The organism is Pseudomonas sp. TCU-HL1, assembly GCF_001708505.1.
Lineage (GTDB): Bacteria > Pseudomonadota > Gammaproteobacteria > Pseudomonadales > Pseudomonadaceae > Metapseudomonas.
In genome coordinates this window covers 3,442,934-3,455,649 of record NZ_CP015992.1, presented here as the reverse complement: position 1 = coordinate 3,455,649, position 12,716 = coordinate 3,442,934, and the positions used below count along the sequence as shown (strand labels likewise).

Here is a 12,716-nt window from a genome sequence, read left to right as displayed (position 1 = left end):
TACCCATGTCTCCCGACAAGCGTTACCCATCTATCCCGGCTGAACACGCGGCGCACCCTACGGGACCGGCGTCATCCTGCTGGTTCGCTGACTCGAATCGTCACAGGCAGAGCCGGTGACTCATGACCACGTCCTCAGGACGTGGTTTCCCAAGTTCAAATGAAAACAGCGCCGCGAAATGAGACTGCGCAGCGCTACCTGGGCTTTAGGTGCCTATTTCATCGTTTTGCGGCGGTTGCTGGCGATAGAGTGGCGCAGCCATTTGTCGACCTCTACAACCGCGCAGGTGGCTGCTGCCGTTCCCAGGCACCAGCCCCAACCCTCCAGGCCAAGCTCGCGGGTACCGAACAGTGACTGCAACGCGGGCACGTAGGTGAAGCCCAGCTGCAGCAGCACGATCAACGCCACCATGCCCCAGACCATGGGGTTGTCCTTCACGCCAAAGCGCGCGGGGCCGTTCAGGCGGCGGCTGCTGAACAGATAACCGATCTCGCCGAACACCAGGGCGTTCACCGCCAGCGTGCGGCTTGCCTCCATGCTCCAGCCCAGTTGTTGGGTGTAGATGAACAGGCCCAGGCTGGCCACGGTCAGCAACAGCGAGACCAGCAGGATCAGCCAGAGCAGCTCGCCAGACAGCAGCGGCGCCTTCGGGTTTCGTGGGGGACGTTCCATGAGGTCGTCCTCGGCCGGTTCGAAGGCCAGCGCCAGTGCCAGGGTGACGGCGGTGATCATGTTCACCCAGAGAATTTGCAGCGGCGTGATCGGCAGCGTCATCCCCAGCAGGATGGCCGTCAGCAGGACGATGGCCTGGGCACCGCTGGTGGGCAGGATGAAGAGGATGGACTTCTTCAGGTTGTCGTAGACGGTGCGGCCTTCCTCCACCGCGTGGGCGATGGTGGCGAAGTTGTCGTCTGCGAGCACCATCTGCGCCGCCTCCTTGGCGGCTTCGGTGCCCTTGATGCCCATGGCGATGCCGATGTCGGCGCGCTTGAGGGCGGGTGAGTCGTTGACCCCGTCGCCGGTCATGGCCACGCGCTCGCCAATGGCCTGCAAGCGTTCCACCAGGCGCAGCTTGTGGCTGGGGCTGGTACGGGCGAATACGCTGGTTTCCCTCAGGCGCTCGTCCAGCTCGGCGTCGGTGAGGTCGTCCAGGTCGGCGCCGGTCAGCGGGTTGCCGGCCGGCAGGCCCAGGCGCTCGGCGATGGAGGCGGCGGTGGCTGCATGGTCGCCGGTGATCATTTTCACGTGGATGCCGGCGTTGTGGCACTCCTCGATGGCGAGGATGGCTTCCTCTCGCGGCGGATCGAGCATGCCGACCAGGCCGAGCAGGACGAAGCCGCCGTCCAGGTCGGCATGGTTCAACTCGTGCTGGCCGCTACCGGCAGCGCGGCGGGCCAGGCCGATCATGCGCAAGCCGGCAGCCGCGCCTTCGCCCAGCACGTCATCCCAGACGCGCGAGTCCAGGGGTTCGTCAATGCCATCGCGGCACTGCTGGTCGCAGACTTCCAGCAGCCGTTCCGGCGCGCCCACCAGGTAGATGACCCCATTGCCATCGGCGTCCCGATGCAGACTGGCCAGGTAGCGGCGTTCGGAACTGAAGGGCAGGGCGTCCACCCGTGGCAGGCGTGCGGCTTCGTCTTCCGCATCCAGCTGCAGCTTGCCGGCCAGGGTGAGCAGGGCGGCCTCGGTGGGGTCGCCGGTGATGCACCACTGGCTGTCGACCTCGCAGAGGCTGGCACTGTTGGCCAGCAGGCCGGCGCGGGCCAGGTCATGGAGGTCATGGGCCAGGTCGCCAGTGGGGCTGACTGCGCCCAGCGGGGCATAACCCACGCCTTCCACTTCGAAGCGGCGGGCGGCGGTATAGACACGCTGCACCGTCATTTCATTGCGAGTCAGGGTGCCCGTCTTGTCGGAGCAGACCACCGTCACGGCGCCCAGGCTTTCCACGGCAGGCAGCCGGCGGATGATCGACTGGCGGCGGGCCATGCGCTGTACGCCGAGCGCCAGGATGATGGTCAGCACGGCTGGAAGGCCCTCGGGAATGGCGGCCACGGCCAGGCCCACGGCGGCCATCAGCATGTCGCCGGCGCTGTAGCCGCGCAGCAGGGTGCCGAAGGCGAAGGTGGCCGCGGACAGCACCAGGATGATCAGCGTGAGCTGGCGGGCGAAGCGAGCCATGTCCGCGAGCAGTGGGGTTTGCAACTGCTCCACCGAGCCCAGCAGATGGCTGATGCGCCCCAGCTCGGTCTCGCCGGCGGTGGCGACCACCACCCCAACGCCGCCGCCGGCGCTAACCAGGGTGCCGGAGTAGGCCATGCTGTGGCGGTCACCCAGGCTGGCCTCCGGGGCGACGGGTTTGCTGGTCTTGTCGGCGGGAAGGGATTCCCCGGTGAGCGCCGCCTCTTCAATGCGCAGGTCGCGGGTTTCCAGCAGGCGGAGGTCCGCCGGTACGCGATCGCCGGCCTCCAGCAATACCAGGTCGCCTGGCACCAGATCTTCGGCGGGTATCTGGCGCACTTCGCCGCCGCGCTTGACCCGGCTGTCCAGGGTGAGCAGCTTCTGGATGGCGCGCATGGCCTGCTCGGCCTTGCCCTCCTGGATGAAGCCGATCACGGCGTTGATCAGCACCACGCCGAAGATCACCGCGCTGTCCAGCCACTCGCCGAGGGCCAGCGTCACCAGCGTGGAGGCCAGCAGCACATAGATGAGCAGATTGTGAAATTGCAGCAGGAAGCGCTTCAGCGGCCCGGCACCGGCGGGCTCCGGGAGGCGGTTGGGGCCGTGACTGGCCAGCCGGCGCTCGGCTTCGTCCGTGTCCAGGCCGGCAGGCCCGCTGGCCAGCTGCTCGAGGCTGGCTTCGGCGGTTTGCGCATGCCAGTGCGTGGGGGATGGGGTGGTCATGTCGTCCTCCGTGGCGTTTCCATGGGGCAAGCCTAGACCTTGTAGGAAGATTCTTTGTTGGCCTGGGTCAGTTCCCTCATTGCTGTCGGAAGCATGGGAAGCTATCCAGAAACGACCTCCAGTTAGTCAAAAACAGCATGACCACTCATGGCGCAGGATTCTGGCTTGTCGCCAGTATTGCGCTGCTCCTATGGTCGCCCCTTCAGGGAAGCGGATAGCAGATCGCGTCCATGCAGTTGTCGCCTTGTGGGGAGGTTGGAGCATGTGGACTGTCTTGCAACGTAGGTTGGCGAGCCTGAGTACCGCCAACAAGCTGATGCTGGGTTTTGGCACGGTGCTGCTGCTGACCCTGGTGGTGGCGGCCACGGGCTTCACCGCCCTGCGCGCGGTGGATGACCGGGCCCGCTTGCTGGAGGAAATGCGCGCCATCAATAGCGATGTGCAGATGATCCGGCGCACGGAGAAGGACTACGCCCTCACCTCCGACGCCAAACATGCCGAGGCGCTGCGCCATCAGGCCGAGGCCATAGTCGCTCGCAGCGAAGCCCTGGGCGCGCAGCTTTCCAGCCCTGGCCGAGCGGCGTTGGGCGAGGTCACCCAGGCCATGGCCGAGTACCGTGGTGCCTTCGACCGTTATGTGGAACTCAGCGACAACCAGCGCCTGGCACTGGACGCGGCCAATTGGCTGGTGGTCAGCGCCTCCAACAGCCTCGACGTGCTGCAGAGTGGCCTGAACGAGGATGGCGTCGACCTGCTGAAAAGCTCCCAGGGCGGCCAGGGCGCCGACCTGGTGGAGCAGGGCGGCCAGATCAGCCGCGTGTATCAGTTGCTGTTGCAGGCCCTCAATCAGGCCCGCCTGCGCCTGGAGCAGAGCCGCGGTGCCAGCGAAGCGGGCGCCCCGCAGATCCAGGAAGCCCTGGACGCCCAGAAGCTCGCGGCCGAACTGCGCGATGCCATGCAGGACCCCGGATACGCCGCCGTGTTGACGGAAGTGATCGGCAACGTCGACTCCTTCAACGAACGCCTCAAGGAGTACACCGCCATCCTGGAGCAACAGCGCCAGGAATACGCGAACCTGGCCGCCCAGGCCGATCGTGTCGTGCAGGCCGTAGAACGTGCCTCTGAACTGCAGAGGGCCGATATGCGCGCCCAGCAGGACGCCAGTTCGCTACTGATCCTGCTGGCAGCTGCGGCCGCCCTGTTGATTGGCCTGGCCGCCACGGCGTTGATCAGCGTGTTGATTGTCCGGCCGTTGCGCCGCGTCATCGGTCTGGCCCAGCAGATTGCCGGCGGCGACCTGAGCGCCAGCATCGAGGTGCAGCGCCGTGACGAGATCGGCCAACTGATGGAAGCCATGCAGGGCATGTCCGGCAACCTGCGGGACATGGTTGGCCGCCTGCAGGGCGGCGTGGCGCAGATCTCCACTTCGGCCCAGGCGCTGTCCAGCGTCACCGAGCAGACCCGCGTGGGCGTGAACGGCCAGAAGGAAGAAACCGACCAGGTGGCCACGGCCATGAGCCAGATGGCGGCCACCGTGCAGGAAGTCGCACGCAACGCCGAGGCCGCCGCCAGCTCTACCGAGGCCGCCGACAATCGCGTCAGCAGCGGCAGCCAGGTGGTGCGCCAGACCCTGGAACGAGTCAACCAACTGGCTCACGCCATGGACGAAACCACGGCCAGTATCCAGCGCCTCAGCCAGGACACCCAGAGCATCGGTACCGTACTGGACGTGATCAAGAGCGTGGCTGAACAGACCAACCTGCTGGCCTTGAACGCCGCCATCGAAGCGGCTCGCGCCGGTGAGCAGGGGCGCGGTTTCGCCGTGGTGGCCGATGAAGTACGGGCGCTGGCCCGGCGTACCCAGCAGTCCACGGCCGAAATCGAGCGGCTGATCGCCACCTTGCGCGACGGCGTTCGCAGCTCGGTGGAGCACATGCAGCAGAGCGGCAGCCTCGTGGGCCTGACCGTGCAGGACGCCAACCTGACCGAGGAGGCCCTGGCTGGCATCGCCGAAGCCGTGGCCCTGATCCACCAGATGAACCAGCAAATCGCCGCGGCGGCTGAACAGCAAAGCGCGGTGGCCGAGGAAATCAATCGCAGCGTCACCAGCATCCGTGATATCGCCGATCAGTCGGCCATGGCCATGGATGAAACCGCGTCCTCAAGCGTGCAGTTGGCCCGCTTGGGGCAGGAGTTGCAGGGGATGGCGGGCCACTTCCGGCTTTGATTGCGAAAGCAGATCTGGAGGATTCGGCATTCCGTTGCCCAGAGCGGGGCCCTAGAATGGTGCCCCTGTCCAACCGGCGTGGAGTGTCGCAATGCTGAAGATCTGGGGGCGAATCAATTCACCAGCGTGCGCAACGCGCTCTGGTGCGACCCTGAAGGTGCGCGTCACACACCGAAAGGTGGCCATGACGGCGCTTACGTGATCGGGCTCGCCGAGTCGGCCCCTGGAACCTAGGCTGATGTGCAGCGATCCGCAGTTGAATTTGCCGGCATTCAGCCTTATCTAGCTCCTTTCCCTTGAAGCAGACGAATCCATCATGAGTTCCGCCCTGTCCATCCGGCAGTTGACCAAGACCTACGGCAATGGCTTCCAGGCCCTCAAGGGCATCGACCTGGAAGTGGCCGAGGGTGATTTCTTCGCTTTGCTCGGCCCCAACGGTGCGGGCAAGTCCACCACCATCGGCATTCTGTCCACCCTGGTGAACAAGACCAGCGGCACCGTCAATGTCTTCGGCAATGACCTGGACAAGTCGCCCTACGCGCTCAAGCGCTGCCTCGGCGTGGTGCCCCAGGAGTTCAACTTCAACCAGTTCGAGAAGGTGTTCGACATCGTCGTCACCCAGGCGGGCTACTACGGCATTCCGGCGAAAGTCGCCAGGGAACGCGCCGAGCAGTATCTGACCCAACTCGGCCTCTGGGAGAAGCGCGACTCGGCTTCCCGCGAGCTGTCCGGCGGCATGAAGCGCCGCCTGATGATCGCCCGTGCGCTGGTCCACCAGCCGCGCCTGCTGATTCTCGACGAACCCACCGCCGGCGTGGACATCGAGTTGCGCCGCTCCATGTGGAGCTTCCTCACCGAGCTCAACGAGCAGGGCATCACCATCATCCTCACGACGCACTACCTGGAGGAGGCCGAGCAGCTCTGTCGCAACATCGGCATCATCGACCACGGCCGCATCGTCGAGAACACCAGCATGAAGGAGTTGCTGAAGAAGCTGCACAAGGAAACCTTCCTGCTGGACCTGAAGGAGCCTCTGGAAGTGCTGCCCCAGCTCAATGGCTACCCCGCCCAGCTGGTGGATGACCACACACTGGAAGTGCAGGTTGAGAAAGCCCAGGGCCTGACCGAGCTGTTCCGCCAGTTGGCCGCCCTGAACGTCGACGTGCTGAGCATGCGCAACAAATCCAATCGCCTCGAGGAGCTGTTCGTGTCCCTGGTGGAGAAAAACCTGGCGAAGGTGGCGGTATGAGTTCGGAACTCTCGGCCAACCTGGTCGCCCTCAATACCATCGTTTATCGCGAAGTCCGCCGCTTCACGCGGATCTGGCCGCAGACCCTGCTGCCTCCGGCCATCACCATGGCCTTGTATTTCGTCATCTTCGGCAACCTGATCGGCCGCCAGATCGGCGACATGGGCGGCTTCAGCTACATGGACTACATCGTCCCCGGCCTGATCATGATGTCGGTCATCACCAACTCCTACAGCAACGTGGTGTCGAGCTTCTTCGGCAGCAAGTTCCAGCGCTCGGTGGAGGAGCTGCTGGTGTCGCCGGTGTCGGCACACACCATCCTGCTCGGCTACACCATCGGCGGCGTGCTGCGTGGGTTGGCGGTGGGGGTGATTGTCACCTTCCTGTCGCTGTTCTTCACCAAGCTCTCGGTGCACCACATCGGGGTGACGGCGCTGGTGGTGCTGCTGACCGCCACCATCTTCTCCCTGGGCGGCTTCATCAACGCCGTGTATGCGCGCAACTTCGACGATATCTCGATCATCCCGACCTTCGTGCTGACCCCGCTGACCTACCTGGGCGGCGTGTTCTACTCGATCAACCTGTTGCCGCCATTCTGGCAGGCGGTCTCCCTGGGCAACCCGATCCTGCACATGGTCAACGCCTTCCGCTACGGCATCCTCGGCGTGTCCGACATCAACATCGGCGTCGCCATCGCCCTGATGCTGCTGACCATGGTCATCCTCTACGTCGCCTGCATCCGCCTCCTGGTGAGCGGGCGCGGCATGCGTCAGTAAGGCGAAACAAAGCGACACAGCGTGGCATCATCTTCTTGATGCCGCGGCCAGGGTCTGCCGATACAGTCGGCAGACCTCCTTCCCCCCTCCAGTTCCAGAGGCTCCAGATGAAGGTCCGTCGCAGTGTTTGGCTGTTGTTCGGGGCGTTCGCCTCGTTGTCCGCCGTGGCCCAGGAGGCGCCGCTGGTGGAAGTGGCCGAGCCGCAGCGGGCGCTGGTGCGCGACGAGCTGGTGACCTTCGGCTCGCTGCGTTCCGACGAGTCGGTAATGATTCGCCCGGAAGTGGAGGGCAGGGTAGCCAGCCTGCATTTCCGCGAGGGCGAGACGGTCAAGGGCGGTGAGCTGCTGGTTAGCCTGGATGATGCCATCGCCCGTGCCGAGCTGGCCCAGGCCCGCGCCAATCTGGACCTGGCGGAAAAGAGCTACCAGCGGGCGAAGATGCTGTACTCCCGTGGCGCCAGCAATGCCCAGGCGCAGGACGAGTCCCAGTCCCAGGAGCAGGCTGCCCGCGCCAGCCTGGCGCTGGCCCAGGCGCGCCTCGACAAGACGCAGATCCGCGCGCCCTACGACGGCACCCTCGGCTTGCGTCAGGTCAGCGTCGGCGACTACCTCAGCGCCGGGCAGGACATGGTCAATCTGGAAGTGCTCGACCCGCTGAAGGTGGATTTCCGCGTACCGCAGAAGGCGGTCAGCCAGGTGAGTCTTGGCCAGCCGGTGGAACTCAGCCTGGACACCTATCCGGGCGAGCGCTTCCGCGGCGAGATCATCGCGCTCAACCCGCGTCTGGACGAGATTGGCCGCAGCCAGGCAATTCGGGCGCAGATTCCCAACAAGGAACACCGACTCAAGCCCGGTCAGTTCGTGAAGGTGTCGGTGATCCTCGCCGAGCGCCCGGAGGCCCTGTTGATTCCCGAGGAGGCAGTGATGCCCGTGGGGCAGCAGCTGTTCGTCAACCTCGTGGTGGACGGCAAGGTGGAGCGGCGGCCCATCAAGATCGGCCAGCGCCTGCGCGGCAAGGCTGAGGTTCGCGAAGGCCTGCAGGGCAATGAGCAGGTGATTACCGCGGGCTGGCAGAAGGTCAGCCCGGGGCTGGAGGTCCGCACCGTAGCGCGAGGTGGCGCATGACTCTCTCCGATGTGTGCATCCGCAGGCCGGTATTCGCCACCGTCCTGTCGCTGATCCTGGTCCTGCTCGGGCTACTGGCCTATCAGCGGCTGGCGGTGCGGGAATACCCCAATATCGACGTGCCCATCGTCACGGTGAACGTCATCTACCCCGGCGCCAGCCCGGAGATCATGGAGTCCCAGGTGGCCCAGCCCATCGAGGATGTCCTGTCCGGCATCGAAGGCCTGGACTTCGTGGCCTCCATCAGCCGCTCGGAAAACACCCAAATCACCGCGCAGTTCCGCCTCGGCACCAACGCCGACGAGGCTGCCAACGACGTGCGCGACCGCCTGGGCCGGGTGCGCGGCCTGCTGCCGGACGAGATCAACGAACCCATCGTGCAGAAGGTCGAGGCCGACGCCCAGCCGGTGATCTGGATCGCCTTCTACAGCGAGCAGCACTCGGCGATGGAAATCACCGACGTGCTGGAGCGGGTGGTGCGCGACCGCCTGCAGACCATTCCCGGAGTGTCCGAGGTGCAGATCCGTGGCGCGCGGCGCTTTGCCATGCGCGTCTGGCTGGACCCTGAAAAGCTCGCCGCCCACGACCTCACGGTGCAGGACGTGGAAGATGCCCTGCGACGGCAGAACGTGGAAATCCCGGCGGGGCGCATCGAGTCCGTGCAGCGCGAGTTCAGCGTGCTGTCGGAAACCGACCTGCGTACCCCCGAGGAATTCAACGACCTGATCCTCAATGACCAGCGCGGCTACCTGCTGCGCCTGGCCGACGTCGGCCATGCCGAGATCGGCGCGGCGGACGAGCGCAGCATCGTGCGCTTCAATGGGCGCTCGGCCGTGTCCCTGGGGCTGGTCAAGCAGGCCACGGCCAACCCGCTGGAGATTTCCGACGGACTCGACGCCGCCTTGCCGGAACTGCGCGCGTTGCTGCCGGACGGCATGAAAATGACCATCGCCAACGACAACTCGCTGTTCATTCGCGAGTCCATCGACAACGTCTACACCACCATCTGGGAAGCGGTGGTGCTGGTCATCCTGATCATCTTCCTGTTCCTACGCTCCCTGCGCGCCACCCTGATTCCCCTGGTGACCATCCCGGTGTCGCTGATCGGTGCCTTCAGCCTCATGGTGCTGTTGGGGTTCTCCATCAACACCCTGACGCTGCTGGCCATGGTGCTCGCCATCGGCCTGGTGGTGGACGACGCCATCGTGGTGCTGGAGAACATCCACCGGCACATCGAGGAAGGCATGTCGCCACTCCAGGCTGCCTACAAGGGCAGCCGCGAGATCGCCTTCGCAGTGATCGCCATGACCCTGACCCTGGCCGCCGTCTACGCCCCCATCGGCTTCATGCAGGGCACCTCGGGCAAGCTCTTCACCGAATTCTCCTGGACGCTCGCCGGGGCGGTGCTGGTATCGGGCTTCGTCGCCCTGACCCTCTCGCCGATGATGTGCGGGCACCTGCTCAAGCCCCACGCGGCGCAGCAACATGGTCGGCTGTACAACCTGGTGGAAAGCTTCCTCAACGGCCTGACGTACAGCTATCGCCACGTATTGGAGCGGGTGTTGCGGGCCTGGGGGCTGGTCGTGCTGCTGCTGGTGGGCATTCTCGTGCTCTGCCTGCTGCTGTTCAACGGCCTGCGCAGCGAGCTGGCACCCACCGAAGACACCGGCACCATCGTCGGCTCCTTCAACGGCCCCGACGGCGCCACCATCGAATACACCAGCCGCTACGCGAAGATGCTGGAAGAGGCCTACCAGTCGATCCCCGAAGCCAACCGCTACATGGTGGTAGTGGGCTTCCCCACCGTGGCCCAGGGCCTGTCCTTCCTCAAGCTGGAGCCCTGGGATGACCGCGAGCGCAGCCAGTTCGAGATCCGTGACGAGCTCCTGCCCAAGCTGCGGGACATTCCCGGTGTGCGCGCCTTCCCCATCAACCGGCCACCGCTGGGGCAGAGCGCGCGCAACCAGCCGGTAAACTTCGTGATCCGCTCCTCGCTGGAGTACAGCGAGCTGCAGAAGTACGTCGACCAGTTGATGGATCGCGTCCGCGACTATCCGGGGCTGGAAAGCCTGGACAGCGATCTCAAGCTCAACTCGCCGCAGCTCAAAGTCACCGTCAATCGCGAGCAGGCCATGGCGGTGGGCACCGACGTCGCCGCCATCGGACGCAGCCTGGAAAGCCTGTTCGGCAGCCGCCAGGTGACCCGCTTCAAGCAGAACGGCGAGCAATACGACGTGCTGGTGCAGCTGGCCAACGTCGACCGCAGCAACCCGGACGACCTCAACCGCGTATACGTCCGCGGACGCAACGACAGCATGGTGCAGCTGGCCAACCTGATCGATGTGCGCGAAACCGTGGCCCCGCGTGAGCTCAACCACTTCAACCAGCTGCGCGCGGTGACCGTGACCGCCAGCGTCGGCTCCGGCTACACCCTGGGCGAAGCGCTGGATCACCTTGAGGCGGTGGCGCGCGAGGTATTCCCGCCGGATACCCAGTTCGACTACACCGGCACCTCGCGGGACTTCAAGGACTCCAGCACCGGCGTGGCGCTGATCTTCGCCCTGGCCCTGGTGTTCATCTACCTGGTGCTGGCGGCGCAGTTCGAGAGCTTCATCGACCCGCTGATCATCCTCTTCAGCGTGCCGCTCTCCATGGCCGGCGCGTTGCTGGCGCTGACCCTCTTCGGCGGCACCCTGAACATCTATTCGCAGGTGGGGATGGTCACCCTCATCGGCCTGATCACCAAGCACGGCATTCTCATCGTCGAGTTCGCCAACCAGCTGCTGCGCCAGGGCGTGGACCTGCACGAAGCCGTGATGGAGGCCTCGGTGAAACGCCTGCGGCCGATCCTGATGACCACCGGCGCCATGGTGCTGGGCTCGGTGCCGCTCGCCATCGCCACGGGTGCTGGCGCGGAAAGCCGGCAGCAGATCGGCATGGTCATCGTCGGTGGCCTGCTGGTGGGGACCTTCTTCACCCTGTTCGTGGTGCCGACCCTCTACCAGCAACTGCGCCGCTGGAAGCCTATCCACAAGCTGGAGGCGGCGCCGGCTTGATTTGCAGGCAGCGCTGTTGCTGTAGGGGCGAATTCATTCGCCAAGGGCAGCGCAGCTGCCCTCTGAGGCCTTCGAGGCCGAACCTGCGGTCCGGTTGGCGAATGAATTCGCCCCTACAATGGCCGGCTCTTGCCCATCACAACCGCTGAAAGAACAGCGGATAGCGGTTCACCAGGCCATCCTCATCCAGGGTCAGCACCGCTTCGAAGCCACTGCCATCGAGGTTCTGGTAGAGGTAATGGTGGGTGTCCAGGCGCGTGTAGGCCTGGCGCATGCGGCGCACCGTCAGTTGCGGCGCTTCGACGAACACCGTGTCGATTTCCCGGCGTTCGTCCGGATTGAGGAACAGCCGCCAGATGCTCGGACTGTTGGTAAAGGGCGTGGGCCAGAGGTCCAGGTCGAGGCTGCCGGAGAGCTCGGGCAGCTTCTGCCCGGAACCATCGAACCAGTGCAGGCCGTCCCGGTGCAGCGCCAGGCTGTGGCTGCCGCGCCCATCACGCACCGTGGCGTTGAAGGCCCGGGGCTCCCAGCCTTTCCCGTACTCCAGCGTGTAGCTCAGGCGATAGGGTTTGCCTTCGTCATCGAAGGCCAGAATTCCGCTGTCCACCCGCCGCCCCTCCAGGCGGAAGTCCTCAAGGCCCTGGGTAGGTGCCCGAGTGTTCCAGAGGTGGGTCCAGAGGGCGGTCGTTCTCATCGGCTCATGCCTCGTTGTCCTTGGGGGTGCGCAGGGCCAGGTAGAGCAGTGGCCCGATGGAGGCGAACACTGCGGTCAGCAGGTAGAAGGGTAGCAAGTAGGCCAGGCTGCGGCCCTGGCGGCGGTTGTCCTGGTACATCCAGATAGCGATCAGTGCGCAGGCCAGGTAGAGGTCGATCACCACCTGGGCGGTATCGGGCCGGCCCATGAGCTGGGCGCCGAATTCCAGCAGCGGCTGTTCGCTGATAGCCATCACATAGAGGGTGTAGCCGCCAAACAGGACGAGGGCGAGCAGGGCGAATTGACGAAGCGACATGGCACATCCTTGTGAGTGAAAGAATCAGTCGAGCAGCAGTCCCACCTGACGGATCTTCGGCAGGCGTGCCACCACCAGTTGGTGGGAGCGGGTGATCAGGTCGCGCAGCTCCTCGTCGCTCATGGGGTAGGGGCGCTGCATGGCGATCCAGTGGGCCCGCGCCAGGTACGGCGCGGGGATGATGCCGGGGCGGTCGACATAACCGAGGAAGAGGTCCTTGTCGACCTTGAAGGTGAGGCCGTCGCCCATGAAGTCGAGGATGGCGAACATCTTGTTGCCGGCAATGGAAAACACCCGGTTGCTGCCCCACTTGAGGTCTTCCCGGGCGCCGGGAAGTTGCAGGCAGAACGTGGCGACTTGATCGGGGGTCATG

General features: G+C 65.1%; 9 protein-coding genes and 1 pseudogene. 6 read left to right on the top strand and 4 right to left on the bottom strand.

Features of this window, described 5'->3' with window-relative positions; all coding sequences use genetic code 11:
* Window positions 1-213: 213 nt before the first annotated feature.
* Window positions 214-2,901, bottom strand: a complete 2,688-nt coding sequence (locus tag THL1_RS16025; RefSeq protein WP_069084160.1) for a cation-transporting P-type ATPase — start codon at window positions 2,899-2,901, stop codon at window positions 214-216.
* On the opposite strand from THL1_RS16025, the pseudogene THL1_RS31395 reads away from it, so the two are divergent.
* The 6 genes and pseudogenes from THL1_RS31395 to THL1_RS16000 form a co-directional block, all read left to right on the top strand.
* Window positions 2,900-4,273: pseudogene (locus tag THL1_RS31395) on the top strand (HAMP domain-containing protein); the annotation flags it as partial. The gene THL1_RS16025 and the pseudogene THL1_RS31395 sit on opposite strands and share 2 nt — an antisense overlap.
* Window positions 4,247-5,128 carry a methyl-accepting chemotaxis protein gene (locus tag THL1_RS31390; protein WP_414703758.1) on the top strand — a complete coding sequence of 294 codons (882 nt, stop codon included), beginning with the start codon at window positions 4,247-4,249 and terminating at the stop codon, window positions 5,126-5,128. The pseudogene THL1_RS31395 and the gene THL1_RS31390, both read left to right, overlap by 27 nt.
* A gap of 316 nt (window positions 5,129-5,444) precedes the next feature.
* Window positions 5,445-6,377, top strand: coding sequence for an ABC transporter ATP-binding protein (locus THL1_RS16015; protein WP_069084158.1), 933 nt, complete (start codon window positions 5,445-5,447; stop codon window positions 6,375-6,377).
* The gene (locus THL1_RS16010) at window positions 6,374-7,153 is read left to right on the top strand and encodes an ABC transporter permease (RefSeq protein ID WP_069084157.1); all 780 of its coding nucleotides are present in this window, start codon (window positions 6,374-6,376) and stop codon (window positions 7,151-7,153) included. The genes THL1_RS16015 and THL1_RS16010 overlap by 4 nt, the downstream gene beginning before the upstream one ends.
* Window positions 7,154-7,260: 107 nt before the next feature.
* Entirely contained in the window at window positions 7,261-8,277 is a 1,017-nt protein-coding gene (locus THL1_RS16005; RefSeq protein WP_069084156.1) for an efflux RND transporter periplasmic adaptor subunit, read from the top strand.
* On the top strand, window positions 8,274-11,333 hold the full coding sequence (locus THL1_RS16000; protein WP_069084155.1) for an efflux RND transporter permease subunit: 3,060 nt from the start codon (window positions 8,274-8,276) through the stop codon (window positions 11,331-11,333). The genes THL1_RS16005 and THL1_RS16000 overlap by 4 nt, the downstream gene beginning before the upstream one ends.
* A gap of 136 nt (window positions 11,334-11,469) precedes the next feature.
* Here the strand turns inward: THL1_RS16000 and THL1_RS15995 are convergent, their stop codons facing one another.
* From THL1_RS15995 to THL1_RS15985, 3 genes are read right to left on the bottom strand one after another with little or no spacing between them, the layout of a single operon-like run.
* The gene (locus THL1_RS15995; protein WP_069084154.1) at window positions 11,470-12,027 is read right to left on the bottom strand and encodes a putative glycolipid-binding domain-containing protein; all 558 of its coding nucleotides are present in this window, start codon (window positions 12,025-12,027) and stop codon (window positions 11,470-11,472) included.
* Between the two features lie 4 nt (window positions 12,028-12,031).
* On the bottom strand, window positions 12,032-12,343 hold the full coding sequence (locus THL1_RS15990; RefSeq protein ID WP_069084153.1) for a DUF2834 domain-containing protein: 312 nt from the start codon (window positions 12,341-12,343) through the stop codon (window positions 12,032-12,034).
* Window positions 12,344-12,367: 24 nt separating this feature from the next.
* Entirely contained in the window at window positions 12,368-12,715 is a 348-nt protein-coding gene (locus tag THL1_RS15985; RefSeq protein ID WP_069084152.1) for an MmcQ/YjbR family DNA-binding protein, read from the bottom strand.
* Window position 12,716: the final 1 nt, after the last annotated feature.

Bases quoted from the DNA above. Each gene is read 5' to 3' on its own strand.
- THL1_RS16025 (WP_069084160.1), bottom strand. From the start codon at position 2,901: ATGACCACCCCATCCCCCACGCACTGGCATGCGCAAACCGCCGAAGCC.
- THL1_RS31390 (WP_414703758.1), top strand. From the start codon at position 4,247: ATGGAAGCCATGCAGGGCATGTCCGGCAACCTGCGGGACATGGTTGGC.
- THL1_RS16015 (WP_069084158.1), top strand. From the start codon at position 5,445: ATGAGTTCCGCCCTGTCCATCCGGCAGTTGACCAAGACCTACGGCAAT.
- THL1_RS16010 (WP_069084157.1), top strand. From the start codon at position 6,374: ATGAGTTCGGAACTCTCGGCCAACCTGGTCGCCCTCAATACCATCGTT.
- THL1_RS16005 (WP_069084156.1), top strand. From the start codon at position 7,261: ATGAAGGTCCGTCGCAGTGTTTGGCTGTTGTTCGGGGCGTTCGCCTCG.
- THL1_RS16000 (WP_069084155.1), top strand. From the start codon at position 8,274: ATGACTCTCTCCGATGTGTGCATCCGCAGGCCGGTATTCGCCACCGTC.
- THL1_RS15995 (WP_069084154.1), bottom strand. From the start codon at position 12,027: ATGAGAACGACCGCCCTCTGGACCCACCTCTGGAACACTCGGGCACCT.
- THL1_RS15990 (WP_069084153.1), bottom strand. From the start codon at position 12,343: ATGTCGCTTCGTCAATTCGCCCTGCTCGCCCTCGTCCTGTTTGGCGGC.
- THL1_RS15985 (WP_069084152.1), bottom strand. From the start codon at position 12,715: ATGACCCCCGATCAAGTCGCCACGTTCTGCCTGCAACTTCCCGGCGCC.